Raw genomic sequence first — 24,826 nt, forward strand, 5'->3', positions numbered from 1 at the left:
AATGGCGATCGAAGGCGTACTCAATGAAGGCTTTGTCACGACTACCGCTGACAAGCTGATCAACTGGACCCGTACTGGGTCACTCTGGCCGATGACGTTCGGCTTGGCCTGCTGTGCTGTCGAAATGATGCACGCTGGCGCATCGCGTTATGACCTAGACCGTTTCGGCGTGGTGTTTCGCCCGTCGCCGCGTCAGTCTGACGTGATGATCGTGGCCGGCACGCTGTGCAACAAGATGGCGCCCGCGCTGCGCAAGGTGTACGACCAGATGGCCGAGCCTCGCTGGGTCATCTCGATGGGTTCGTGCGCGAACGGCGGCGGTTACTACCACTACTCGTATTCTGTCGTGCGCGGCTGCGATCGCATCGTGCCGGTCGACGTATACGTGCCGGGCTGTCCGCCGACGGCAGAAGCACTGATCTACGGCATCATCCAGCTGCAGGCCAAGATCCGTCGCACCAACACCATCGCGCGCAAGGCCTGACATGACCGACAAGCTTGCCATTCTGAAGGCCGCGCTGGAAAAGGCGCTGGGCGATCGCGTTCAAAGCCTGACCGAGTCCGTTGGAGAACTCACCCTCGTGGTGAAGGCTGACGATTACCACGACGTTATGCGCACGCTGCGCGACGACGCTTCGCTCAAATTTGAGCAACTGATGGATCTGTGCGGCGTCGATTATGCCGACTACGGCGACGGTGCCTGGAACGGTCCGCGTTTTGCAGCTGTGTCGCAACTACTGTCGATCACGCACAACTGGCGCGTTCGCGTACGCGTGTTCGCGCCGGACGACGATCTGCCGGTGGTGTCATCTGTGACTACGATCTGGAGTTCCGCTGACTGGTTCGAGCGCGAAGCGTTCGACCTGTACGGTCTGGTATTCGAGGGCCACCCGGATCTGCGCCGCATCCTGACTGACTACGGCTTCATCGGTCACCCGTTCCGCAAAGACTTCCCCGTGTCGGGTTACGTTGAAATGCGCTACGACCCGGTGCAGCGCCGCGTGGTCTACCAGCCGGTAACCATCGAGCCGCGCGAGATTACGCCGCGTGTGATCCGCGAGAATCAATACGGTGGTCTGAAGCACTGAAGGGCGCCCGATCATGGCAGATATCAAGAACTACACCCTGAACTTCGGTCCGCAACACCCGGCCGCACACGGCGTGCTGCGCCTAGTGCTTGAGCTGGACGGCGAAGTCATTCAACGTGCCGACCCGCACATCGGTCTGCTGCACCGCGCGACTGAAAAGCTCGCCGAGCAGAAGACCTGGATTCAGAGCGTGCCGTACATGGATCGCCTCGACTACGTGTCGATGATGGTCAACGAGCACGCCTACGTGATGGCAATCGAGCGCCTGCTAGGCCTCGAAGTACCGCTGCGTGCGCAGTACATCCGCGTCATGTTCGACGAGATCACGCGGATCATGAACCACCTGATGTGGATTGGTTCGCACGCGCTGGACGTGGGCGCCATGGCGGTGTTCCTGTACGCCTTCCGCGAGCGTGAAGACCTGTTCGATATGTATGAGGCGGTTTCGGGCGCGCGCATGCACGCTGCCTACTACCGTCCGGGCGGTGTCTATCGCGATCTGCCCGACACGATGCCGCAATACAAGGCATCCAAGGTGCGCAACGAGAAAGCCCTGGCGGCCCTGAACGAAACGCGTTCGGGTTCGCTGCTGGACTTCATTGAAGACTTCACCAACCGCTTCCCGAAGTATGTTGATGAGTACGAAACGCTGCTGACCGATAACCGGATTTGGAAGCAACGTCTGGTTGGTATCGGCGTGGTGAGCCCGGAGCGTGCGCTTAACAAAGGTTTCTCCGGTGCAATGTTGCGTGGTTCAGGCATCGAATGGGATGTGCGCAAGAAGCAGCCGTACGAAGTGTACGACCGCGTCGATTTCGACATCCCGGTTGGCGTGAACGGCGATTGCTACGACCGTTATCTGGTGCGCGTGGAAGAAATGCGCCAGAGCAATCGCATCATTCGTCAGTGCATCGAGTGGCTGCGCAAAAACCCCGGTCCGGTGATCACCGATAACCACAAGGTGGCGCCGCCGTCGCGCGTGGACATGAAGACCAACATGGAGGAGCTGATTCACCACTTCAAGCTCTTCACGGAAGGTATGCACGTGCCCGAAGGTGAGGCATACGCCGCCGTTGAGCACCCGAAGGGTGAGTTCGGCATCTATGCAATCTCCGACGGCGCCAACAAGCCGTACCGTCTGAAGATCCGCGCACCGGGCTTCGTTCATCTGGCCGCGCTCGACGAAATGGCGAAGGGTCACATGATTGCCGACGCGGTGACGATCATCGGTACGCAAGACATCGTGTTTGGCGAGATCGATCGCTGAACCAGCAGGAAACAAGGTTTGACGCGCAGGCAAGCGCGGCTGTGAAACGAGGACGCCCGCCGGGGTAAGGCAGCTAGGTAACACGCCCCGCGTCCCGCACCAATCGCAACGAACATGCTATCAGCAGAAGCTCTCAAGGAAATTGACCGGGCGGTCGCGAAATATCCCGCCGACCAGAAGCAGTCCGCCGTGATGGCGGCGCTGGCGGTCGCGCAGAGCGAGAAAGGCTGGGTCTCGCCCGAAGTCATGCAGTTCGTGGCCGAGTACCTCGAAATGCCGCCGGTGTGGGTCGAGGAAGTGGCGACGTTCTACAACATGTACGACACCAAGCCGGTGGGCCGCTTCAAGCTGTCGGTGTGCACGAACTTGCCGTGCGCGCTGTCGGGCGGCGAACGCGCGGCCGATTACCTGAAGAAGAAGCTCGGCATCGGTTTCAACGAAACCACGGCCGACGGCAACTTCACGCTGAAGGAAGGCGAGTGCATGGGCGCGTGCGGTGATGCGCCGGTCATGATCGTCAACAATACCCACATGTGCAGCTTCATGAGCAACGAGAAGCTCGACGCGCTGATCGCCGACCTCCAGTCGAAGGCGCCGACCAAGGGAGCAGGCAAGTAAATGACCTCTCTGCACGACCGACATATCCAGCCGTTGATTCTCGCGGGTCTGAACGGCGACAACTGGCACCTCGAAGATTACGTCAAGCGTGGCGGCTATCAACAGCTCAAGCGCATCCTTACCGAGAAGGTCACCCCTGAACAGGTCATTGCTGACGTGAAAGCGTCGGGCCTGCGCGGTCGTGGCGGTGCGGGCTTCCCGACTGGTCTGAAGTGGAGCTTCATGCCGCGCCAGTTCCCGGGTCAGAAGTATCTGGTCTGCAACACGGACGAAGGCGAGCCGGGTACGTTCAAGGATCGCGACATTATCCGCTACAACCCGCACGCGTTGATCGAAGGCATGGCCATCGGCGGTTACGCGATGGGCATCACCGTGGGCTACAACTACATTCACGGCGAAATCTGGAACGAGTACAAGATCTTCGAGCAGGCGCTTGAAGAGGCGCGTGCTGCGGGCTTCCTGGGTGACAACATTCTGGGCTCCGGTTTCAATTTCCAGCTGCATGCGCACCATGGTTATGGCGCGTACATCTGCGGCGAAGAGACCGCCCTGCTCGAATCCCTGGAAGGCAAGAAGGGGCAGCCGCGTTTCAAGCCGCCGTTCCCGGCGAGCTTTGGTCTGTACGGCAAGCCGACCACCATCAACAACACCGAAACCTTTGCCGCAGTGCCGTTCCTGCTGTCCATCGGTCCGGACAACTACCTGAAGATGGGCAAGCCGAACAACGGCGGCTCGAAGATCTTCTCTGTGTCCGGCGACGTGGAGCGTCCGGGCAACTACGAGATTCCGCTCGGCACGCCGTTCTCCAAGCTGCTGGAGCTGGCCGGCGGCATGCGCGGCGGAAAGAAACTCAAAGCGGTCATTCCGGGTGGTTCGTCGGCGCCGGTGGTGCCGGCCGACCTGATGATGGCCTCCGACATGGACTACGATTCGATCGCCAAGGCTGGCTCGATGCTGGGCTCGGGCGCAGTGATCGTGATGGACGAAACGCGCTGCATGGTGAAATCGCTGCTGCGCCTGTCGTATTTCTATTTCGAAGAGTCGTGCGGCCAGTGCACGCCGTGCCGCGAAGGCACTGGCTGGCTGTATCGCGTGGTCGACCGCATCGAGCACGGCAAGGGCCGCCAGGAAGACCTGGACCTGCTGAACAACGTGGCCGAAAACATCATGGGCCGGACTATCTGTGCGCTCGGCGATGCCGCTGCGATGCCAGTCCGCGGCATGCTCAAGCACTACTGGGATGAGTTCGCGTATCACGTCGAACACAAGCAGTGCATGGTGCCCACCTACATTTAAGCGTGGCAGAACATGGTTGAAATCGAAATCGATGGCAAGAAGGTCGAGGTTGCCGAAGGCAGCCTAGTGATGGAGGCGGCTCGCCAGACGGGCACCTACATTCCTCACTTCTGCTATCACCGCAAACTGTCGGTCGCGGCCAACTGCCGGATGTGCTTGGTCGAAGTCGAGAAGGCGCCCAAGGCTCTGCCCGCCTGCGCCACGCCTGTAACCGCGGGCATGAAGGTCTTCACAAACTCCGAAAAGGCGGTGAAGGCACAGAAGTCCGTGATGGAATTCCTGCTGATTAACCACCCGCTGGATTGCCCGATCTGTGATCAGGGTGGCGAGTGCCAACTGCAGGATCTGGCTGTGGGCTACGGCAAGTCTGAATCGCGCTACCAGGAAGAGAAGCGTGTGGTGTTCCACAAGAACGTGGGCCCGCTGATCTCTATGGAAGAGATGACGCGGTGCATTCACTGCACGCGTTGCGTCCGCTTTGGTCAGGAAATTGCCGGCGTGATGGAACTGGGCATGCTCAACCGAGGTGAGCATTCCGAGATCACGACGTTCGTTGGGCAGACCGTTGACTCCGAGTTGTCGGGCAACATGATTGACCTGTGCCCGGTCGGCGCGCTGACCAGCAAGCCGTTCCGCTATTCGGCCCGTACGTGGGAGCTGGCACGCCGCAAGTCGGTGTCGCCGCACGACGGCCTGGGCGCGAACGTGATCGTCCAGACGAAGAATCAGCGCGTCATGCGCGTTCTGCCGCTGGACAACGAAGCCATCAACGAATGCTGGCTTTCCGACAAGGACCGTTTCGCCTATGAAGGCGTGAACAGCGACGATCGTCTGACTCAGCCGATGCTCAAGCAAGGCGGTCAGTGGAAGGCTGTCGACTGGACTACGGCGCTGGAATACGTCGCCAACGGCCTGAACGAAATCAAGCGTGACCATGGCGCTGAGCAGATCGGTGCATTGGCCAGCCCGCACAGCACGCTGGAAGAGCTGTTCTTGCTGCAAAAGCTGGTACGTGGCATTGGCAGCGACAACGTCGATTTCCGTCTGCGCCAATCCGATTTTTCCGTCAAGCCGACGGGCGCTCCGTGGCTAGGCTTGCCGATCGCCGATGTGTCGTTGCTGCAGCGCACGCTGGTTGTTGGCGCCTTCCTGCGCAAGGATCATCCGCTGCTGGCTGCGCGTCTGCGGCAGGCAGGCAAGAAGGGTGCACAACTGAACGTGATCGGCGCCGGTGGCGAAGATCTGTTGATGCCCGCCACGCAACTGTTGGGTGCACCGTCGCAATGGCTGTCGCTGCTGTCGCAAGTGGCGGTGGCCGTGGCTGCTGCCAACAACGTTGCCCGTCCAGGCGGTACCGATGGCATCGAAGCCAGTGACGTTGCCAAGCGCATTGCTGCAAGCCTCGCTTCGGGCGAGCGCAAGGCTGTGTTCCTCGGCAACGCTGCGGTGGCGCATCCGCAATTCTCGCAACTGCACGCGCTGGCTCAGTGGGTTGCGCAGCAAACCGGCGCGACGCTCGGCTTCCTGACGGAAGCGGCCAACACAGTTGGTGGCTACATTGCCGGTGCGCTGCCGCAAAGCAATGGCCTCGACGCCGCCGCCATGCTGGAGCAACCGCGTCGTGCTTACGTGCTACTGGGCGCCGAACCTGAATTCGATACCGCGAACCCGGTACAGGCCCGTGCGGCGCTGGACCAGGCTGACACTGTGATCGTTCTGGCGCCGTTTGCCTCCCGCGCTGCACTCGAGTACGCCGACGTGCTGCTACCGACCGCGCCGTTCACGGAAACTTCCGGCACCTTCGTCAACTGCGAAGGTCTGCCGCAAAGCTTCAACGGCGTTGTGCGCAGCCTGGGCGATTCGCGTCCGGCGTGGAAGGTCCTGCGCGTGCTGGGCAACCTGCTGAACGTGTCGGGCTTCGAATACGACAGCTCGGAAGTGGTGCGCGACGAAGTGCTGGCCAAGCCGGTCACCGCCCGTTTGTCGAACACGACGACGGCACAGACCGCTGCTCCGGCAGCCGCAGCGACAAGCATCGAACGTCTGGCCGATGTACCGATCTACCACGCCGATCCGATCGTGCGCCGCGCTGGTTCGCTGCAACTGACGGCTGCAGCACGCGCCGCCGTGCGCGCTGGCTTGCCGGCTGACCTCTATGCGCAACTCGGCCTTGCCGATGGTGATGCCGTGCGCGTGACGCAAGGGCAGAGCAGTGTGGTGCTGCCGGCCGTGCTGGACAAGTCGCTGGCTTCCGGTGTGGTCCGCGTGCCGGCTGCCACCGAGGCTTCGGCTCAGCTGGGTGCCATGTTCGGCGCGGTGAGCGTTGAGAAGGTTGAATCGTCCGCGCTGGCGGCTACGGTGTAAGGGTCAACATGATCGAGTCGATTACTTCTTTCGGTACCGCCACCTTTGGTGGATGGTGGCCGCTGATCTGGACGCTGGTCCGCGCGGTCTGCATCATTCTGCCGTTGCTGCTGTGCGTCGCTTACCTGATCCTGTGGGAGCGCAAGCTCATTGGCTGGATGCACGTGCGTCTGGGCCCGAACCGCGTGGGCCCAATGGGTCTGCTGCAACCGATTGCCGACGTGCTCAAGCTGCTGCTCAAGGAAGTCATGGTGCCGAGCGCGGTCAGCCGCGGCATGTACATCATCGCGCCGCTGATGGTGCTGATGCCCGCCGTGGCGATCTGGGCGGTGATTCCGTTCCAGGCCGAAGCCATGGTGTCGAACATCAACGCCGGCCTGCTGTACGTGATGGCGATCAGCTCGGTGGGCGTGTACGGCGTGATCCTGGCCGGCTGGGCTTCGAACTCCAAGTACGCGTTCCTGGGTGCGATGCGCGCCTCGGCACAGATGATTTCGTACGAAATCGCCATGGGCTTCGCGCTCGTGACGGTGTTGATGGTGACGGGCAGCCTGAACCTGTCGGACATCGTTAACTCGCAGAACCGCGGTTTCTTTGCGGGTCACGGCATCAACATCCTCTCGTGGAACTGGCTGCCGCTGCTGCCGATGTTCGGCGTCTACTTCATCTCGGGTGTGGCAGAAACGAACCGCCACCCGTTCGACGTGGTGGAAGGCGAATCCGAAATCGTGGCCGGTCACATGATCGAATACTCGGGCATGGCGTTCGCGCTGTTCTTCCTGGCCGAGTACATCAACATGATCGTCATCTCGGCGCTGACGGCGACGCTGTTCCTGGGCGGCTGGGCTTCGCCGATCGATGCACCGGTCCTCAACTGGATTCCGGGCTTCTTCTGGCTGCTGATCAAGGTTTTCCTGCTGCTGTCGGTCTTTATCTGGCTGCGTGCATCGTTCCCGCGCTATCGCTATGACCAGATCATGCGTCTGGGCTGGAAGATATTCATTCCGCTCACTGTGGGCTGGCTTGTCGTCGTCGCCATCTGGTTGGTGTCGCCGTGGAACATCTGGAAGTAACGGGACAATAGGAAGGCACCATGTTGCTTGCCATCAAGGAATTTTTTAACAGTCTGCTCCTGAAGGAACTCTTCAAGGGGCTGGCGCTGACCGGGCGCTATCTGTTTGCGCGCAAGATCACTGTTCTCTTTCCGGAAGAGAAGACGCCGCTGTCGCCGCGTTTCCGCGGCCTGCATGCGCTGCGTCGCTATCCGAACGGCGAAGAACGATGCATCGCTTGTAAGCTGTGCGAGGCCGTTTGTCCGGCTCTGGCCATTACGATTGAGTCGGATCAGCGCGACGACGGCACTCGCCGTACCACGCGCTACGACATCGACCTGACCAAATGTATTTTCTGCGGCTTCTGTGAAGAGGCTTGCCCGGTGGACGCCATCGTCGAGACGCACATCCTGGAATACCACGGTGAAAAGCGCGGCGACCTGTATTTCACCAAAGACATGCTGCTGGCCGTGGGTGATCGCTTCGAGCCGGAAATTGCGGCCAACAAGGCAGCCGACGCAAAGTACCGCTGATTCAGAACGTCCGCCGTGCGGTTGGCGGGCGGTGCAGTTGACATCCCGGTTGGACAACGGCTCTTTGAGAGCCAACCAGTTGCGGTGGCGTTACGCCATCGCGGCTTTGGACAAGCGCGTGCCGCAAAACGGCCCGTGCCAGGATCATGGAAATCACGACGATCATCTTCTACTGTTTCGCGCTCGTGCTGGTGCTCGCAGCGCTGAAGGTCATCACCGCGAAGAACCCGGTGCACGCGGCGCTGTTCCTCGTGCTCTCGTTCTTTACCGCGGCGGCGATCTGGATGCTGCTCAAGGCAGAGTTCCTCGCCATTACGCTGGTGCTGGTCTACGTTGGGGCAGTGATGGTGCTGTTCCTGTTCGTGGTGATGATGATCGACATCGACATCGAGCACCTGCGACGCGACTTCTGGACTTACGTGCCGATGGCAGCCTTCGTGGGCGTGGTCATCATCCTGGAAATGACCGTCGTGCTGACCAAGACCTTCATGGGGCGCGTACAGCCGGTGCAAGAGTTGCCGAAGGGCTTTACCGGCCCGAACACGCAGGCGCTCGGGAAGCTCATTTATACCGATTACATCTATGCCTTTGAAGTGGCTGGCGCGGTGTTGCTGCTGGCGATTGTCGCGGCCGTGGCCCTGACCGCCCGCCGCCGCAAGGACACCAAGGCCCAGAACGTGTCCGATCAAATCCGCGTGAAGCGCAAGGACCGCGTGCGTCTGGTCTCGATGCCGTCGGAAAAATCGGCTGGCGCAGCTTCGGCTGAATCCAAGAGCTGAGCCCCGGGAGAACCCATATGTCTTCGCTATCCCTTGCCCATTACCTCGTGCTCGGCGCGGTGCTGTTTGCCATCAGCATCGTCGGCATCTTCCTGAACCGTAAGAACGTCATCGTGCTGCTGATGGCGATCGAACTGATGCTGCTGGCGGTCAACCTGAACTTCGTCGCGTTCTCCCATTACCTGGGCGATCTGGCAGGGCAGGTGTTCGTGTTTTTCATCCTGACGGTGGCCGCGGCGGAATCCGCGATCGGTCTCGCCATCCTGGTGGTGCTGTTCCGTAATCTGGACACCATCAACGTCGACGATCTGGACAGCCTGAAAGGCTGACCTCCGCATCCACCTATAAGAAGCGTTCCATGGCTACCACGCTCAATCCCAACCTGCTGCTGGCGATTCCGCTCGCGCCGCTGGCCGGCGCGGCGATCGCCGGGCTGTTCGGCACCAAGTTCTTCGGCGAGAAGATCGGCCGCACGGCGTCCCACAGCGTCACCATCCTCGGTGTTGCGATCGCCTTCATTCTGTCGGCGCTGACGCTGTCCGACGTCATCAACGGCGCTGGTTACAACGGCACCGTCTACGAATGGATGACGGTTGGCTCGCTGAAGATGGAAGTCGGCTTCCTCATCGATTCGCTCACGGCGATGATGATGTGCGTGGTGACCTTCGTCTCGCTGATGGTGCACATCTACACCATCGGCTACATGGCTGAAGATGACGGCTACAACCGTTTCTTCGCGTATATCTCGCTGTTCACCTTCTCGATGTTGATGCTCGTGATGAGCAACAACTTCCTGCAGCTGTTCTTCGGTTGGGAAGCAGTGGGTCTGGTGTCATATCTGCTGATTGGCTTCTGGTTCAAGCGTCCGACCGCCATCTACGCCAACATGAAGGCGTTTCTGGTTAACCGCGTGGGTGACTTCGGCTTCGTGCTCGGGATTGGCCTGCTGCTGGCTTACAGCGGCAGCCTCAGCTACGCCGACGTGTTCGCCGCTCGAGACAACCTGGCCACGATTGGCTTCCCGGGCACCGACTGGCACATGCTGACGGTCGCCTGTATCTGCCTGTTCATCGGTGCGATGGGTAAATCGGCGCAGTTCCCGCTGCACGTGTGGCTGCCGGACTCAATGGAAGGCCCGACCCCGATTTCCGCACTGATTCACGCGGCAACCATGGTGACCGCCGGTATCTTCATGGTCGCACGCATGTCGCCGCTGTTCGAGCTGTCGGACACCGCACTGTCGTTCGTGCTGATCATCGGCGCCATCACTGCGTTGTTCATGGGTTTCCTGGGCATCATCCAGACCGACATCAAGCGCGTGGTGGCGTACTCCACGCTGTCTCAGCTGGGCTACATGACCGTCGCACTGGGCGCATCGGCTTATCAAGTGGCCGTGTTCCACCTGATGACGCACGCGTTTTTCAAGGCGCTGCTGTTCCTCGGCGCGGGCTCGGTCATCATCGGCATGCACCACGATCAGGACATGCGCAACATGGGCGGCCTGCGCAAGTACATGCCGATCACGTGGCTGACGTCGCTGGTGGGGTCGCTGGCGTTGATCGGCACGCCGTTCTTTGCGGGTTTCTATTCGAAGGACTCGATCATCGAAGCGGTGCGTGAATCGCACCTGCCGGGCGCCGGGTTCGCTTACTGGGCGGTGCTGGCCGGCGTGTTCGTGACCGCGTTCTACTCGTTCCGCATGTACTTCCTGGTGTTCCACGGTGAGGAGCGTTTCGGCAAGGCCCACGCCCATCACGACGATCACCATGAAGAGGAAGAGGGCGACCACGATCACCACCATGGTCTGGCCCCGGGCCAAAAGCCGCACGAGTCGCCGTGGGTGGTGACGGTGCCGCTGGTGTTGCTGGCGATTCCGTCGGTCATCATCGGCGCAATGGCAATCCAGCCGATGCTGTTCGGCGAGTTCTTCAAGCACGGTGTGGTGTTCTCGGAAGTCATCTTCAATGCTGATAACCACGAAGCAATGAAGGTGTTGGCCGAAGACTTCCACGGCTGGGTCGAGATGGCGCTGCACGGCTTCACGTCGGCACCGTTCATCCTCCTGCTGGCGGGCGTCGTGTTGTCGTGGTTCTTCTACCTGAAGCGCCCGGATATTCCGGCAGCGATCGCCAAGCGTTTCTCTGGCGTCTACAAGCTGCTGGACAACAAGTACTACATGGACAAGATCAACGAGATCGTCTTCGCCAACGGTGCGGTCAAGTTTGGCCGTGGCCTGTGGAAGGGCGGCGATCAGGGCGTGATCGACGGTGTTGTCGTCAACGGCAGCGCGCGTCTGGTGGGCTGGTTCGCGACGGTCGTGCGCCTGCTCCAGTCCGGCTTCATCTATGACTATGCGTTCGCGATGATCATCGGCACGGTTGGGCTGCTGACGTATTTCGTGTTCCTGGCAGGCAAATAAGGGATTACAAAAATGGTTCTGTCTTTTGCGATCTGGCTGCCGATCTTCTTCGGCGTGCTGGTGCTGGCCTCGGGCTCAGACCGCAATCCCGGTTATGTCCGCTGGATGTCGTTGATCGGCTCGCTGATCAGCTTCGTGATGACGCTGCCGCTGATTACGCGTTTCGATAAGACGACGGCTGCGATGCAGTTCGTCGAGAAATCGTCGTGGATCGAGCGCTTCCACATCAGCTACTACCTGGGTGTCGACGGCATCTCGATGTGGTTCGTGGTGCTGACTGCATTCATCACCGTCATCGTGGTGATTGCTGCATGGGAAGTGATCACGGAGCGCGTGGCGCAGTACATGGCCGCGTTCCTGATCCTGTCGGGTCTGATGATCGGCGTGTTCGCGTCGCTCGACGGTCTGCTGTTCTACGTGTTCTTCGAAGCCACGCTGATCCCGATGTACATCATCATCGGTGTGTGGGGTGGCCCGAACCGCGTCTACGCGGCATTCAAGTTCTTCCTGTACACGCTGCTGGGCTCGTTGCTGACGCTGGTTGCGCTGCTGTATCTGTACTTCCACAGCGGCACGTTTGAAATCCTGCAGTGGCATCAGGTCAAGCTGTCGATGAACGAGCAGATCCTGATCTTCCTCGCGTTCTTCATGGCTTTTGCGGTGAAGGTGCCGATGTGGCCGGTGCACACCTGGCTGCCGGACGCCCACGTGGAAGCGCCCACCGGCGGCTCCGTGGTCCTGGCTGCCATCATGCTGAAGCTGGGCGCCTACGGTTTCCTTCGGTTCTCGCTGCCGATCGCGCCGGATGCGAGTCACAGCCTGTCGGCATTCATCATTGCGATCTCGCTGGTCGCCGTGATTTACATCGGCTTGGTCGCGCTGGTGCAGGCCGACATGAAGAAGCTGGTCGCGTATTCGTCGATTGCGCACATGGGCTTCGTCACACTGGGCTTCTTCATCTTCAACGAGATCGGCGTCGAGGGCGGTATTGTCCAGATGATTTCGCACGGCTTCATCTCGGGTGCCATGTTCCTGTGCATTGGCGTGCTGTATGACCGCGTGCACTCGCGCCAGATCGCCGATTACGGCGGTGTGGTGAACACGATGCCGAAGTTCGCGGCGCTGTCGGTGTTCTTTGCGATGGCCAACTGCGGCCTGCCGGCAACCTCGGGTTTCGTCGGCGAGTTCATGGTGATCCTGGGTTCGGTCAAGTTCAATTTCTGGATTGGTTTGCTGGCCGCCACAGCACTGATCTTTGGTGCTGCGTATTCGCTGTGGATGGTCAAGCGCGTGATCTTCGGTGATGTGACCCACAAGCACGTTGCCGAATTGAAGGACCTGAATTGCCGCGAGTTCTTCATGCTGGGCGTGCTGGCGATCGCCACCCTGTACATGGGCCTCTATCCGAAGCCCTTCACCGATGTCATGCATGCGTCCGTGGTCAACCTGCTGACCCACGTGGCTCAGTCGAAGCTGTAAGCAGCGAGAAGAAACTATGCAATCGTCCTCCTCTATTGCGGCTTTTGCCCCAATCGTTTTTCTCGCGCTGGGCATTGGTGCTGTCAACTGGATTGACTTGGCGCGCGGCCAGAAGCGAAGCAGCGTGGCTTACCCTGTTTCGTTGGTGATTACGCTGGTGCTGGCCGTGTGGTTCGGGCTGAATGCTGCCAACGGCGAGACGCACTACGTCTTCGGCAACATGGCCGTCATCGACCCGATGGCCAACGTGCTGGCGTCTTTCTGTGCGCTGACCCTGTTTGCCACACTGGTCTACACGCGCCGCTATTTGGCCGACCGGGACATGTACGCAGGCGAGTTCTACATGTTTGCCCTGTTCACGCTGGGCGGTCAGGTGGTGATGATCACCGGCAACAACTTCCTGGTGCTCTATCTGGGTCTGGAATTGCTGTCGCTAGCGTCGTACACACTGGTTGCGCTGCGTCGCCGTTCGAACGTGTCGTCCGAATCGGCCATGAAGTATTTCATTCTGGGCGCACTCGCATCGGGCCTGTTGCTGTACGGCATGTCGATGCTGTACGGCGCGACTGGTTCGTTGGAACTGGGTAAGGTGTTTGACGCTATCAAGAACGGCGAGATCAACAAGACGATCCTCGTGTTTGGCGTGGTGTTCATCGTCGCCGGTCTTGGCTTCAAGCTGGGTGTGGCGCCGTTCCACATGTGGGTGCCGGACGTGTACCAGGGCTCGCCGACGGCCGTGACGCTGCTGATTGCCGGCGCACCGAAGGTGGCGGCGTTCGCGATGACGTTTCGCATTCTGGTGGAAGGCCTGCTGCCGCTGGCGTTCGATTGGCAGAACATGCTGATCGTGCTGGCCGTCGTGTCGTTGGCTATCGGCAATATCACGGGCGTTGTTCAGACCAACTTCAAGCGTCTGCTGGGCTATTCCACCGTCTCGCACATGGGCTTTCTGCTGCTGGGCCTTGTGTCGGGCGTCAGCTCCGGCAAGCCGGATTTGACGGCCCAGGCCTACAGCGCGTCGATGTTCTATGCGATTACCTACGTGCTGACCGCATTGGGTGGCTTCGGCATGATCCTGCTGCTTGCGCGCAAGGGCTATGAGGCAGAAGAGATTGCCGACCTGAAAGGCTTGTCGAAGAAGAGCCCGTGGTTTGCGCTGCTGATGCTGTTCATCATGATGTCGCTGGCGGGCTTGCCGCCCACAGTTGGCTTCTACGCCAAGCTGTCGGTCCTGGGCGCGGTGGTGGATGCCGGTATGCCGTGGCTGGCCGTCGTGGCGGTGCTGTTCTCGCTGGTCGGTGCGTTTTACTACCTGCGCGTCATCAAGGTCATGTACTTTGATGCGCCGGCAGATGATGGCCCCGTGGAGGCCACCTTCGGCCTGCGTTCGTTGCTGTCGGTCAATGGCTTGCTGGTGCTCTTGCTGGGTATCTTCCCGGCCGGCCTGATGGCTGTGTGCTATCAGGCAATCCGCCTGACGTTGGCTTCGTAACACGCCGAGCACCATGAGCACTTCGACGGGCGGTCTGTTTGTCATCGTGTTGGCACTGATCTGTGCCAACCTGCCGTTCGTCAATCAACGCGTGCTGGCTCTGGTGCCAGCACGCTGGCCGCGCAAGCCGTTCTGGCTGCGCGGCACCGAGCTGATTGCCATGTATGTTGTGGTGGGGCTGATCGGCTTCGGTATCGAATCGAGCCAAGGCAATGCGTTTGCGCAAGGCTGGCAGTTTTATGCGATCACCGCTTGCCTGATGCTGGTGTTCGCGTTTCCCGGCTTTACGTGGCAATACCTGATTCGCCATCCTCGCGATTCCCGTTAATTCCCGCCGGGCAGGTTCTCGCTGTCTCGGCATGAGAGAGCGCCATGTCCGATTACACCCCGCTGAACGCCACCCCTGATGGGACGCAGGACCCGGATGCCGGTCTGCGCGAGACGCAGGTTGCCTCTGCGTTGATGCACCAGGGCAAATTTCTCACGCTCAAGCAAGACATCGTCCGTCTGCCGGACGGCCGCAATGCCAGCCGCGAATACCTGATTCACCCCGGCGCGGTGATGATGATTCCGTTGTTCGACGACGGCACCGTGCTGATGGAGCGTCAGTTCCGCTACCCGGTCGGCAAGGTGATGATTGAATTTCCGGCCGGCAAGCTCGATCCGCAGGAAGGCGCGCTCACATGCGGCAAGCGCGAACTGCGTGAGGAAACCGGCTACACGGCTGAGCGCTGGGACTACCTCACGCGCATTCACCCGGTCATTTCGTATTCCACCGAGTTCATCGACATCTATCTCGCGCGCGATCTCAAGCAGGGTACGGCCATGCTGGATGAAGGCGAATTTCTCGAAACTTTCGTCACGCCGGCCGGCCAGCTGATCGATTGGGTGCGCGAAGGTAAGATTTCCGACGTGAAGACCATCATCGGCACGTTCTGGCTTGAGAAAATTCTGTCAGGAGCGTGGACGCCGGGTGCCGTCTGAGGCGCTTATAGCCGCCGCTTGATCACACCGTTTTCCTGTCGTTGTTACCATAGCGAACGGTCGTGCGAAAAAATTAGCACGACCGTTCACAAATTTTCGAATCGGGGATACACTCATCCCCATGCGCTGGACCGATCATGAAAGTGCTGGACCTCCGCTGTGCCAATGACCACCGCTTCGAAGGCTGGTTCGGCTCCGATGCCGACCTGCAATCGCAGCAAAAGCGCGGGCTATTGACGTGCCCAGTTTGCGGTCATAACGAGGTTGAGCGCTTGCCGAGTGCGCCGCGCCTGAATCTGTCGTCGTCACGTGCGGAGACCGCCCAGAAAAGCGGCACCGCCAAGGCAGCTGAAGGCGAGGGCGGCGCGCCCGCAGCCCTGCAACAGCTCTATCTGAAAGCCGTGCGCCACGTCTTGGCCAATACCGAGGACGTCGGCGAGCGGTTTGCAGAAGAGGCGCGCCGCATGCATTACAACGAGGCGCCGGAGCGGGGCATTCGCGGGACGACGTCTCGGGAGGAAGCGCAGGAACTGGCAGAGGAAGGCATCGACGTGATGCCGCTGTTGGTGCCCGACGCGCTCAAGCAGCCCGTGCACTGACAGCCTCGATTCAGGTCCGCGCCGGTCCGACAGAACGTTCTCCACCGATTTGCCGCGGTGGGGAGCCAACCACAGGAGACAGGCATGGATCTGAACTACTCGGCGGCCGATGATGCGTTCCGCCAGGAAGTCCGCGGCTGGCTGGAAGCCAATCTGCCCAAGGACATCCAAGACAAGGTGTTGAACCACCGCCGCCTGAACCGCGACGATTTCGTTCGTTGGCACAAGGCGCTCGCGGCCAAGGGTTGGTCGGTACCTCACTGGCCGGTCGAGTGGGGCGGCACCGGCTGGTCTCCCATCCAAAAGCACATCTGGGACGAAGAATGCGCGGAGGTCGGCGCGCCCGGCGTGCTGCCGTTCGGCGTCAGCATGGTCGCCCCCGTGATCATGAAATACGGCAATGAAGCGCAGAAGCGCTATTTCCTGCCGCGCATCGTTGACTGCACCGATTGGTGGTGCCAGGGTTATTCGGAGCCAGGTTCCGGTTCCGATCTGGCCTCGGTGAAGACGCGCGCCGTGCGCGAAGGCGATCACTACATCGTCAACGGTCAGAAGACCTGGACCACGCTTGGCCAACACGCCGACATGATCTTCTGCCTGGTCCGCACGGACCCGGACGCGAAGAAGCAAGAGGGCATTTCGTTCCTGCTGATCGACATGAAGACGCCGGGCATTACCGTGCGCCCCATCATCATGTTGGACGAAGAGCACGAAGTGAACGAGGTGTTCTTCGACAACGTCAAGGTACCGGTTCAAAACCTGATCGGTGATGAGAACCGCGGCTGGACATACGCCAAGTATCTGCTCGGCCACGAGCGCACGGGCATCGCGCGTGTGGGCAATTCCAAGCGCGAACTGGCGTTTCTCAAGCGCGTTGCCAAGCAACACCAGAAGAACGGCAAGCCGCTGCTGCAGGACCCGGTGTTCGGTGCCAAGGTGGCGTCGCTGGAAATTGAACTGCTGGCACTGGAGATGACGGTGCTGCGCGTGGTGTCGAGCGAGAACGCCGGCAAAGGCCCCGGCCCCGAGGCGTCGCTGCTCAAGATCAAGGGCACGCAGATCCAACAGATGCTGACCGAGTTGATGGTCGAGGCAGTGGGGCCGTATGCCCAGCCGTTCGACCCGAGCTACCTGGAAGGCGACACCTCGCAGGCGGTGACGGGCGACAACGATGCCGCGCCGCTTGCGCCGTACTACTTCAACTATCGCAAGACCTCGATCTACGGTGGGTCGAATGAGATCCAGCGCAACATCATCTCGCAGATGATCCTTGGCGTCTGAGCAGAACGGCGACAGAACACATATCGGAGACAAACATGGATTTCTCGTTCACCGACGAGCAGAAGCAACTGGCCGATGCAGTGCGCCGCTTCATCGACAAAGACTATGGTTTTGAGGCCCGCAACAAGGTCGTGTACTCGCCGGAAGGCGTGTCACAGGCTCACTGGGATGCGCTGGCCGAACTGGGCCTGACCGCGTTGCCGGTGCCCGAAGCACAAGGCGGTTTTGACGGCCGCGCAATGGACTTGCTGGTGGTGATGCAGGAACTCGGCCGCGGCCTGGTCGTGGAACCGTATCAGGCGACCGTGCTTGGCGCGCAGGCGCTCAAGCTTGCAGGCGGGCAGGATGCCTTGCTTGAAGAAGTCGCTGGCGGCGCCGTGAAGCTGGCTATCGCCTTCGGCGAGCCCCAATCGCGTTACGAACTTTTCAACGTCACCACGCGTGCCGCGCAGCAGGGCAGTGGCTGGACGCTCACGGGCGAGAAGGCGGTTGTGGTGCATGGCGCGCAGGCAGACAGGCTGATCGTCTCGGCGCGTACGGGCGGCGAAGCGCGTGATACGTCGGGCCTGTCGCTCTTTGTTGTCGACCGCACTGCGGCCGGCGTCATGGTCAAGGACTACCGAACGATCGACAACCTGCACGCTGCGGACATCCGCTTTGACAATGCACCGGCAACGCTGCTTGGCGTCGCGGGCGAAGCGTGGGAAACGATCGACGCCGTGGCGGATCTTGGTTGCGTGCTGTTGTGCGCTGAAGCGATCGGCCTCATCGATGCACTGAACGCTGCAACGCTGGAGTACACCAAGACCCGCCAGCAGTTTGGCGTGCCCATCGCGCGCTTCCAGGCATTGCAGCACCGCATGGTCGACATGTTCATCCATGGCGAGCAAGCGCGCTCCATTACCTATCTGGCCGCTGCGCATTTTGAAGATGGCGACGTCGAGGCACGCCGTCGCTATGTGTCTGCGGCCAAGGCGCGTGTCGGACAGGCAGCGCGTGACGTTGGCCAGGAAGCCGTGCAACTGCACGGCGGCATGGGCGTCACGAACGAACTGCCCGCCGCGCACATGTTCAAGCGGCTGACGATGATCAACACGACGCTGGGCGACGTGGATCATCACCTGGCACGCTTCGCATCGCTGCCTGGCTTCCAGCAAGCAGCGTAACGGCAAACCTGAACGCCCCGCATTCGTGCGGGGCGTTGTCATTTGGAGGAGACGATATGGCGGAGAACGAAAGGGCAGAAGCAACGCGATCGTACGAGTTCTACTTCGATGATTTCGAAGTCGGCCGTACGCTGCAGATGGGTACCTACACCGTCACCGAAGAAGAGATCCTGACCTTCGCGCGGCAGTACGATCCGCAGCCGTTCCACATCGATGCGGAAGCCGCCAAGCACAGCATCTACGGCGGCATCATCTCGAGTGGCTGGATGACCTGCTCCATCATGATGCGGCTGATGGTGACCGGCTTCCTCGGCAAGGCGGCCAGCATGGGTTCGCCCGGCGTGGATGAAATCCGCTGGATGAAGCCGGTGTATCCGGGCGACACGCTGTCAGTGTCGAGCACATGCATGGAAGTACGTCCGTCGCAGTCGAAGCCGGACCGCGGCGTGGCCGTCAACCGCTGGGAGGCGCGTAACCAGCGCGGCGAACTCGTCTGCACGGTGACGGGCATGGGCCTGTTTGGCCGGCGCCCGAAGGCTTGATTACCCGTCATCGCATCACAACAAGGAGACAACCCAGATGCGCATCATCGAATCGCTCGACGAGCTCAAAGGCTTGATCGGCCAGGAAGTTGCCGTGAGCGACTGGACAGAGATCACGCAGCAGCAGGTGAACCTCTTCGCCGAGGCCACGGGCGATCACCAGTGGATTCACGTGGACGTTGAGCGTGCGAAGCGCGAGTCGCCGTTCGGAGCGCCGGTGGCGCACGGCTTCCTGACGCTGTCGTTGCTGCCGATGCTGATGGCGAACGCGATCGAGATGGCCGACGTGAAGATGGGCGTGAACTACGGCCTGAACAAGGTCCGTTTCACCGCGCCCGTGCCGGTGGGCAGCCGTGTGCGCGCCCGCGTGAAACTGGTGGAAATGGAAGCGCTGCCACCATTGCCCAATGCGCCCACGCTGACAGGCGCTCAGATGACCTGGGCTGTGACCATCGAACGCGAAGGGCAGGAGCGCCCGGTCTGCGTGGCCGAATCGATTTCGCGCCGCTATTCCTGAGTCTCGCTTTTCGTAGGTTCACCAGGCCGGCGCAATGCCGGCCTTTCTTTTTCATTGGCTTGCCCTTGCACTCCGCTTGTTTTGTGCTTGTCTTCATGCGCCCCAAGCGGGCGCATCCTGCCGAACAAATGCGCGTTCTTGGCGCGGCTTTGGCACCGTTTTGGCGCGGATTTCCCTTCGAATGAGCCAAATGTGATGGCACGTTAGTTGCACTTTTGGGTCCCGGGGAGTCGTTCTCGCCACCAATAAACCCAAGGAGCCGCAATGAAACGTCGTGAGCTGTTGAAGCTGTCTGCCGTCGCCGCCGCAACGCTGTTGTCCGTGTCGAACTTCGCGTTTGCTCAGGCAAAGGACCCGATCAAGGTCGGTATCCTGCATTCGCTGTCGGGCACCATGGCCATCTCCGAAACGTCGCTGAAAGACGTGGCGCTGATGACGATCGACGAGATCAACAAGAGCGGTGGCGTGCTGGGCCGCAAGCTGGAACCGGTGGTGGTGGACCCGGCTTCGAACTGGCCGCTGTTTGCCGAGAAGGCACGCGGCCTGCTGACGCAGGACAAGGTGGCCGTGACGTTCGGCTGCTGGACGTCGGTGTCGCGCAAGTCGGTGCTGCCCGTCTATGAAGAGTTGAACGGCCTGCTGTTCTACCCGGTGCAGTACGAAGGCGAAGAGATGTCGAAGAACGTCTTCTACACCGGCGCGGCGCCCAACCAGCAAGCCATTCCGGCGGTGGAATACCTGATGAGCAAGGAAGGCGGCGGCGCCAAGCGCTTCTTCCTGCTTGGTACCGATTACGTCTACCCGCGCACGACCAACAAGATCCTGCGCGCGTTCCTGCACAGCAAGGGCGTGAAGGACAGCGACATCGAAGAGGTCTACACCCCGTTTGGTCACTCCGACTATCAGACCATCGTCGCCAACATCAAGAAGTTCTCGCAGGGCGGCAAAACCGCTGTCATTTCCACCATCAACGGCGATTCGAACGTGCCGTTCTACAAGGAACTCGGCAACGCTGGCCTGAAGGCCAAGGATGTACCGGTGGTGGCCTTCTCGGTGGGTGAAGAAGAACTGCGTGGCATTGATACCAAGCCGCTGGCCGGCCAGTTGGCAGCGTGGAACTACTTCATGTCGGTCAAGAACCCGGTCAATGACGACTTCAAGAAGAAGTGGGCTGCGTGGGTCAAGTCCAACAACCTGCCGGGCGGTGACAAGCGCGTCACCAACGACCCGATGGAAGCCACCTACGTCGGCATCATGATGTGGAAACAGGCCGTGGAAAAGGCCGGTTCCACCGACGTGGACAAGGTCCGCAAGGCGATGTACGGCCAGCAGTTCAAGGCACCGTCGGGCTTCACGCTGGTGATGAACAACAACCATCACCTGAGCAAGCCCGTGATGATCGGCGAGGTGCGCGGCGATGGCCAGTTCAACGTCGTGTGGAAGACGCCGACGGTGATTCGCGCCAAGCCGTGGAGCCCGTACATCCCGGGCAACGAGGGCAAGCCTGACATGGTTGCAAGCAAGTGATGTGGTCAGGTGGGCCGGCCATGTGTCTAACGTAGCCGGTCCTTTGAACGACGCTGTACGACGTGGCGGACCGGTTTCGATATCGGCCGCCACGTATCGGATTGCCATGATGCGCTTGTCCCGATTCTTTGCCGCGCTGCTGTGCGCGGTCTGTCTGGCTGCGATGCCCGCGGTATCTGCGTGGGCTGCCGGACAACCTTTGACCCAGGCCGATCTCAAGCCGCTGGCCGAAGACGATTTCGACGCTAAGGTAAAGACGCTCAACGCGCTCACCGCTGCGCCTGCCGAACAGGCCGGCCCGATTCTGCAAGCGTTGCAGAACGACGCGCTGTTCTTTGCGCCTGCCGCCGGCATGGTGCGCCAGGACGGCGAGCGCTACCTCGATGCGATTTCGGGCCAACCCGTGACCGTCAAGGCCGATGACCTGCAATCCCTCACGTTGAACAATGCCTTGCGTGCCCAGGTGGACAGCGCGGCGAGCGGCTTTGTGCTGCAATCGCCCGATCGCGCCGTGCGCGCGCAGGCCGTCGATACGCTGCTCGCGCATCCGGAGATGGCGTCGCGCCCCATTGTCGACGCCGCACGCAAGCATGAGACCGATCCGGAGTTGCGCAGCAAGCTGCATCTGCTGTGGGCCAATCTCGCACTCGACGACGGCACACATGCCGAGAAGCTCGAAGCACTGAAGCTGCTCGCGGGCGACACCAACCCGCAGACCCGGCAACGCATTGCACCGCTGCTCGCGAAAGACAGCGGTGCCGACGGCGAACTGCGTGCCGCCGCACAGCAAGCGCTCGATAGTCTGGCCGCACAGGAGCGCAAATCTGAACTGATCGGCAACCTGTTTGCTGGCCTGAGCCTGGGCTCCGTGCTGCTGCTCGCGGCGCTCGGGCTGGCCATCACCTACGGCCTGATCGGCGTCATCAACATGGCGCACGGCGAGTTCCTGATGATCGGCGCGTATGCCACGTACGTCGTGCAAACGATCTTCCGCAACTACTTTCCGAACGCGTTCGACTGGTATCTCCCGGCAGCGCTGCCTGCCGCGTTCCTGGCCGCAGCCATCGTCGGTTTTGCTCTGGAGCGGCTGGTGCTGCGCCATCTGTATGGCCGCCCGCTCGAAACGCTGCTCGCCACGTTCGGGATCAGTCTGCTGCTCATGCAGGCGGTGCGCTCCATCTTCGGTGCACAGAACGTGGAGGTAGCCAACCCGAGCTGGATGAGCGGTGGCGTTGCGCTCTATCCGGGGCTGATCCTGCCGTACAACCGGCTCGTGATTCTGCTGTTTGCGCTGGCCGTCGTGGCGATTGCGTGGGCGGTGCTCAATCGCACTCGCCTGGGCCTGTTCGTGCGCGCCACTACGCAAAACCGCACGATGGCGGCCTGCGTTGGCGTGCGCACCTGGAAGGTCGACAGCTACGCGTTCGCGTTTGGCGCGGGCATTGCGGGGCTGGGCGGCTGCGCGCTTTCGCAGATCGGCAACGTCGGCCCGGACCTCGGCCAGAGCTACATCATCGATTCGTTCATGGCCGTGGTGCTGGGCGGGGTCGGGCAGTTGGCCGGCACGATCATCGGGGCGTTCGGCCTCGGGCTGATCAACAAGTTCATCGAGCCGTTCTATGGCGCGGTGCTGGCGAAGATCATCGTGCTGGTGTTGATCGTGCTGTTCATCCAGAAGCGTCCGCAGGGGCTGTTCGCCCTCAAGGGCCGCAGCGCGGAGGCCTGATATGACGACGACCAAGTTTTCTCTCGATATTCCGGCGCGCATGCCGTTGCTCTCGCGGCGCGGATGGTCTGCGCTGGTGCTGGTGTCGCTTATCGTGTGCATTGGCGCGCCGGTGTGCGCGCTGCTCGTGCCGGAAGGCAGCCCGCTGCATCTGTCGGCGTATGCGCTCACGCTCGTCGGCAAGATCATGTGCTACGCCCTTGCGGCGCTGGCGCTCGATCTGGTGTGGGGCTATTGCGGCATCCTCAGCCTCGGCCATGGCGTGTTTTTCGCGCTGGGGGGCTATGCGATGGGTATGTACCTGATGCGCGCCATCGGCCGTGAAGGTGTGTACAAGAGCGATCTGCCGGACTTCATGGTCTTCCTCGACTGGAAGGAGCTGCCCTGGTTCTGGCACGGTACCGAGCACTTCGCCTGGGCCGCGCTGCTGGTGGTGTTGGTGCCCGGCGTGCTGGCATGGCTGTTCGGGTTCTTCGCCTTCCGCTCACGCGTCAAGGGGGTGTACCTGTCCATCATCACGCAGGCGATGACGTATGCGGCCATGCTGCTGTTCTTCCGCAACGAGACGGGCTTTGGCGGCAATAACGGCTTTACGGATTTCAAACGCATTCTCGGCTTCCCGATCTCTGCGCTGCCAACCCGCACCGTGCTGTTTGTCGCTACGTTCGTCGCGCTGGTGCTGGCGTTCATTGCGTGCCGCGCCATCGTCACGTCCAAGTTCGGCCGCGTGGTGACGGCCATCCGCGATGCCGAAGCACGCGTGATGTTCTCCGGCTACAACCCGCTTGGCTACAAGTTGTTCGTGTGGACGTTCTCGGCGGTGCTGTGCGGCATTGCGGGCGCGCTCTACGTGCCGCAGGTCGGCATCATCAACCCGGGCGAGATGTCGCCGGGCAATTCGATCGAGATGGCGGTGTGGGTGGCCGTGGGCGGGCGCGGCACGTTGATCGGCCCGATCATCGGTGCGTTCCTCGTCAACGGGGCCAAGACGTTGCTGACCGCATGGGTGCCTGAATATTGGTTGTTTGTGCTCGGGGCGATCTTCGTGCTGGTGACGCTGTATCTGCCGAACGGCGTGCTGGGGCTGATGGGCAAGCTGCGCATGCAAAAGCGTGCGCCCACGCAAGCCAAGGCGCATGAAGCCGCGACCGTCACCGGAGACCACGCATGAGCACCTTCACCGAACTCCCCGATCGCGCGGAGACCGGCACCGCCACCGGCATGGGCCATGTGGTTGAGCCGGATACGATCGATGTCTCGCACGGCGCCATCCTGTACCTCGAAGATGTGACCGTGCGCTTCGGCGGCTTCCGCGCGCTGAATGCGCTCACGCTGTCGATCGACCATGGTGAGCTGCGCTGCATCATCGGCCCCAACGGCGCGGGCAAGACCACGATGATGGACGTGATCACTGGCAAGACGGGGCCGCGCAACGCCGACGTAACGGGTCGCGTGTTCCTCGGGCAGACCATCGACCTGCTGCGCCTGACCGAACCGCGTATCGCGCAGATCGGCATCGGCCGCAAGTTCCAGAAACCGACCGTGTTCGAGCAGCACACCGTGTGGGAGAACCTGGAACTGGCGATGAAGGCCGACAAGCGCTGGTGGGTGTCGCTGCGCGCGCGTCTGCTGAACGACGGCCGCCAGCGCATCGAAGAAACCCTCGGCCGCATCCACCTGGAAGCCGAGGCGTATCGGCCCGCGGGGCTGCTCTCGCACGGGCAGAAGCAGCGGCTTGAGATCGGCATGCTGCTGATGCAACAACCGCAACTGCTGCTGCTCGATGAGCCCGTTGCCGGCATGACGGATGAAGAGACGATGCAGCTCGCCGCGCTGCTCAACGGCCTGCGCGGCACGTGCTCGATCATGGTCGTGGAGCACGACATGGAGTTTGTCGCCGCGCTGGCGGGGGCGGAAGGGCGCGTGACCGTGCTTGCCGAAGGCAGCGTTCTGGCCGAAGGCACGCTCGATGCCGTCAAGCGCGATGAGCGGGTGATCGAATCCTATCTGGGGCGCTAGAAGACTCTGCAAAACGACTGCGCGTCCCGATCTTGCCCCTGTGATGCTCGCCGTACCCGTGTACGGCTGCGCTTCTCA

At 61.2% G+C, this 24,826-nt stretch carries 24 protein-coding genes; all 24 read left to right on the top strand.

Annotation, left to right across the window (positions count from 1 at the left end):
- Nucleotide 1 precedes the first annotated feature (1 nt).
- The gene (locus M1D44_RS04740; protein ID WP_004630808.1) at nt 2–484 is read left to right on the top strand and encodes a NuoB/complex I 20 kDa subunit family protein; all 483 of its coding nucleotides are present in this window, start codon (nt 2–4) and stop codon (nt 482–484) included.
- Between the two features lies 1 nt (nt 485).
- Nucleotides 486–1,088, top strand: coding sequence for an NADH-quinone oxidoreductase subunit C (locus M1D44_RS04745; protein ID WP_024975291.1), 603 nt, complete (start codon nt 486–488; stop codon nt 1,086–1,088).
- A gap of 13 nt (nt 1,089–1,101) precedes the next feature.
- A complete protein-coding gene (locus M1D44_RS04750; protein ID WP_024975292.1) occupies nt 1,102–2,355 on the top strand; it encodes an NADH-quinone oxidoreductase subunit D in 1,254 nt (417 codons plus the stop codon).
- A gap of 114 nt (nt 2,356–2,469) precedes the next feature.
- Nucleotides 2,470–2,973 carry an NADH-quinone oxidoreductase subunit NuoE gene (nuoE, locus tag M1D44_RS04755; protein WP_024975293.1) on the top strand — a complete coding sequence of 168 codons (504 nt, stop codon included), beginning with the start codon at nt 2,470–2,472 and terminating at the stop codon, nt 2,971–2,973.
- Entirely contained in the window at nt 2,974–4,269 is a 1,296-nt protein-coding gene (gene nuoF, locus M1D44_RS04760; protein WP_112184266.1) for an NADH-quinone oxidoreductase subunit NuoF, read from the top strand. It abuts the gene before it with no gap.
- A 12-nt stretch (nt 4,270–4,281) separates the two neighbouring features.
- Entirely contained in the window at nt 4,282–6,633 is a 2,352-nt protein-coding gene (gene nuoG, locus M1D44_RS04765) for an NADH-quinone oxidoreductase subunit NuoG (RefSeq protein WP_316854182.1), read from the top strand.
- An 8-nt stretch (nt 6,634–6,641) separates the two neighbouring features.
- Nucleotides 6,642–7,706, top strand: coding sequence for an NADH-quinone oxidoreductase subunit NuoH (gene nuoH, locus M1D44_RS04770; RefSeq protein WP_009241059.1), 1,065 nt, complete (start codon nt 6,642–6,644; stop codon nt 7,704–7,706).
- 20 nt (nt 7,707–7,726) lie between these two features.
- Complete coding sequence (gene nuoI, locus M1D44_RS04775) at nt 7,727–8,218, top strand: NADH-quinone oxidoreductase subunit NuoI (RefSeq protein WP_003261939.1); 492 nt, start codon at nt 7,727–7,729, stop codon at nt 8,216–8,218.
- Nucleotides 8,219–8,364: 146 nt separating this feature from the next.
- On the top strand, nt 8,365–8,997 hold the full coding sequence (locus M1D44_RS04780) for an NADH-quinone oxidoreductase subunit J (RefSeq protein ID WP_045206191.1): 633 nt from the start codon (nt 8,365–8,367) through the stop codon (nt 8,995–8,997).
- Nucleotides 8,998–9,014: 17 nt separating this feature from the next.
- The gene (gene nuoK / locus M1D44_RS04785) at nt 9,015–9,326 is read left to right on the top strand and encodes an NADH-quinone oxidoreductase subunit NuoK (protein WP_004630788.1); all 312 of its coding nucleotides are present in this window, start codon (nt 9,015–9,017) and stop codon (nt 9,324–9,326) included.
- Nucleotides 9,327–9,355: 29 nt separating this feature from the next.
- Nucleotides 9,356–11,416, top strand: coding sequence for an NADH-quinone oxidoreductase subunit L (gene nuoL, locus M1D44_RS04790; protein WP_112184270.1), 2,061 nt, complete (start codon nt 9,356–9,358; stop codon nt 11,414–11,416).
- Between the two features lie 12 nt (nt 11,417–11,428).
- Complete coding sequence (locus tag M1D44_RS04795; RefSeq protein ID WP_024975298.1) at nt 11,429–12,895, top strand: NADH-quinone oxidoreductase subunit M; 1,467 nt, start codon at nt 11,429–11,431, stop codon at nt 12,893–12,895.
- Between the two features lie 16 nt (nt 12,896–12,911).
- The gene (gene nuoN, locus M1D44_RS04800) at nt 12,912–14,387 is read left to right on the top strand and encodes an NADH-quinone oxidoreductase subunit NuoN (RefSeq protein WP_024975299.1); all 1,476 of its coding nucleotides are present in this window, start codon (nt 12,912–12,914) and stop codon (nt 14,385–14,387) included.
- A gap of 13 nt (nt 14,388–14,400) precedes the next feature.
- On the top strand, nt 14,401–14,715 hold the full coding sequence (locus M1D44_RS04805) for a DUF2818 family protein (RefSeq protein ID WP_024975300.1): 315 nt from the start codon (nt 14,401–14,403) through the stop codon (nt 14,713–14,715).
- Between the two features lie 44 nt (nt 14,716–14,759).
- Nucleotides 14,760–15,371, top strand: a complete 612-nt coding sequence (locus M1D44_RS04810) for an NUDIX domain-containing protein (RefSeq protein ID WP_112184272.1) — start codon at nt 14,760–14,762, stop codon at nt 15,369–15,371.
- Nucleotides 15,372–15,508: 137 nt separating this feature from the next.
- Complete coding sequence (locus tag M1D44_RS04815) at nt 15,509–15,970, top strand: DUF1178 family protein (RefSeq protein ID WP_024975302.1); 462 nt, start codon at nt 15,509–15,511, stop codon at nt 15,968–15,970.
- Between the two features lie 84 nt (nt 15,971–16,054).
- Nucleotides 16,055–17,251, top strand: a complete 1,197-nt coding sequence (locus tag M1D44_RS04820; RefSeq protein ID WP_024975303.1) for an acyl-CoA dehydrogenase family protein — start codon at nt 16,055–16,057, stop codon at nt 17,249–17,251.
- A 35-nt stretch (nt 17,252–17,286) separates the two neighbouring features.
- Nucleotides 17,287–18,417, top strand: coding sequence for an acyl-CoA dehydrogenase family protein (locus tag M1D44_RS04825; RefSeq protein ID WP_316854184.1), 1,131 nt, complete (start codon nt 17,287–17,289; stop codon nt 18,415–18,417).
- 56 nt (nt 18,418–18,473) lie between these two features.
- Nucleotides 18,474–18,959: a MaoC family dehydratase gene (locus M1D44_RS04830; RefSeq protein ID WP_024975305.1), complete on the top strand. Its 486-nt coding sequence runs from the start codon at nt 18,474–18,476 to the stop codon at nt 18,957–18,959.
- A gap of 37 nt (nt 18,960–18,996) precedes the next feature.
- The gene (locus tag M1D44_RS04835; RefSeq protein ID WP_024975306.1) at nt 18,997–19,476 is read left to right on the top strand and encodes a MaoC family dehydratase; all 480 of its coding nucleotides are present in this window, start codon (nt 18,997–18,999) and stop codon (nt 19,474–19,476) included.
- A gap of 264 nt (nt 19,477–19,740) precedes the next feature.
- Nucleotides 19,741–21,003, top strand: a complete 1,263-nt coding sequence (urtA, locus tag M1D44_RS04840) for an urea ABC transporter substrate-binding protein (RefSeq protein ID WP_024975307.1) — start codon at nt 19,741–19,743, stop codon at nt 21,001–21,003.
- Nucleotides 21,004–21,109: 106 nt separating this feature from the next.
- Nucleotides 21,110–22,729, top strand: a complete 1,620-nt coding sequence (gene urtB, locus M1D44_RS04845) for an urea ABC transporter permease subunit UrtB (protein WP_316854185.1) — start codon at nt 21,110–21,112, stop codon at nt 22,727–22,729.
- Nucleotide 22,730: 1 nt separating this feature from the next.
- The gene (gene urtC / locus M1D44_RS04850) at nt 22,731–23,900 is read left to right on the top strand and encodes an urea ABC transporter permease subunit UrtC (protein WP_316854186.1); all 1,170 of its coding nucleotides are present in this window, start codon (nt 22,731–22,733) and stop codon (nt 23,898–23,900) included.
- Nucleotides 23,897–24,748, top strand: coding sequence for an urea ABC transporter ATP-binding protein UrtD (gene urtD, locus M1D44_RS04855; RefSeq protein ID WP_024975310.1), 852 nt, complete (start codon nt 23,897–23,899; stop codon nt 24,746–24,748). Before urtC ends, urtD begins: the two co-directional genes overlap by 4 nt.
- Nucleotides 24,749–24,826: the final 78 nt, after the last annotated feature.

The sequence above is a fragment of the Ralstonia sp. SA306 genome, from assembly GCF_054792405.1.

Coding starts and splice junctions, on each gene's coding strand:
- M1D44_RS04740 (WP_004630808.1), top strand. CDS start 2: ATGGCGATCGAAGGCGTACTCAATGAAGGCTTTGTCACGACTACCGCT.
- M1D44_RS04745 (WP_024975291.1), top strand. CDS start 486: ATGACCGACAAGCTTGCCATTCTGAAGGCCGCGCTGGAAAAGGCGCTG.
- M1D44_RS04750 (WP_024975292.1), top strand. CDS start 1,102: ATGGCAGATATCAAGAACTACACCCTGAACTTCGGTCCGCAACACCCG.
- nuoE (WP_024975293.1), top strand. CDS start 2,470: ATGCTATCAGCAGAAGCTCTCAAGGAAATTGACCGGGCGGTCGCGAAA.
- nuoF (WP_112184266.1), top strand. CDS start 2,974: ATGACCTCTCTGCACGACCGACATATCCAGCCGTTGATTCTCGCGGGT.
- nuoG (WP_316854182.1), top strand. CDS start 4,282: ATGGTTGAAATCGAAATCGATGGCAAGAAGGTCGAGGTTGCCGAAGGC.
- nuoH (WP_009241059.1), top strand. CDS start 6,642: ATGATCGAGTCGATTACTTCTTTCGGTACCGCCACCTTTGGTGGATGG.
- nuoI (WP_003261939.1), top strand. CDS start 7,727: ATGTTGCTTGCCATCAAGGAATTTTTTAACAGTCTGCTCCTGAAGGAA.
- M1D44_RS04780 (WP_045206191.1), top strand. CDS start 8,365: ATGGAAATCACGACGATCATCTTCTACTGTTTCGCGCTCGTGCTGGTG.
- nuoK (WP_004630788.1), top strand. CDS start 9,015: ATGTCTTCGCTATCCCTTGCCCATTACCTCGTGCTCGGCGCGGTGCTG.
- nuoL (WP_112184270.1), top strand. CDS start 9,356: ATGGCTACCACGCTCAATCCCAACCTGCTGCTGGCGATTCCGCTCGCG.
- M1D44_RS04795 (WP_024975298.1), top strand. CDS start 11,429: ATGGTTCTGTCTTTTGCGATCTGGCTGCCGATCTTCTTCGGCGTGCTG.
- nuoN (WP_024975299.1), top strand. CDS start 12,912: ATGCAATCGTCCTCCTCTATTGCGGCTTTTGCCCCAATCGTTTTTCTC.
- M1D44_RS04805 (WP_024975300.1), top strand. CDS start 14,401: ATGAGCACTTCGACGGGCGGTCTGTTTGTCATCGTGTTGGCACTGATC.
- M1D44_RS04810 (WP_112184272.1), top strand. CDS start 14,760: ATGTCCGATTACACCCCGCTGAACGCCACCCCTGATGGGACGCAGGAC.
- M1D44_RS04815 (WP_024975302.1), top strand. CDS start 15,509: ATGAAAGTGCTGGACCTCCGCTGTGCCAATGACCACCGCTTCGAAGGC.
- M1D44_RS04820 (WP_024975303.1), top strand. CDS start 16,055: ATGGATCTGAACTACTCGGCGGCCGATGATGCGTTCCGCCAGGAAGTC.
- M1D44_RS04825 (WP_316854184.1), top strand. CDS start 17,287: ATGGATTTCTCGTTCACCGACGAGCAGAAGCAACTGGCCGATGCAGTG.
- M1D44_RS04830 (WP_024975305.1), top strand. CDS start 18,474: ATGGCGGAGAACGAAAGGGCAGAAGCAACGCGATCGTACGAGTTCTAC.
- M1D44_RS04835 (WP_024975306.1), top strand. CDS start 18,997: ATGCGCATCATCGAATCGCTCGACGAGCTCAAAGGCTTGATCGGCCAG.
- urtA (WP_024975307.1), top strand. CDS start 19,741: ATGAAACGTCGTGAGCTGTTGAAGCTGTCTGCCGTCGCCGCCGCAACG.
- urtB (WP_316854185.1), top strand. CDS start 21,110: ATGATGCGCTTGTCCCGATTCTTTGCCGCGCTGCTGTGCGCGGTCTGT.
- urtC (WP_316854186.1), top strand. CDS start 22,731: ATGACGACGACCAAGTTTTCTCTCGATATTCCGGCGCGCATGCCGTTG.
- urtD (WP_024975310.1), top strand. CDS start 23,897: ATGAGCACCTTCACCGAACTCCCCGATCGCGCGGAGACCGGCACCGCC.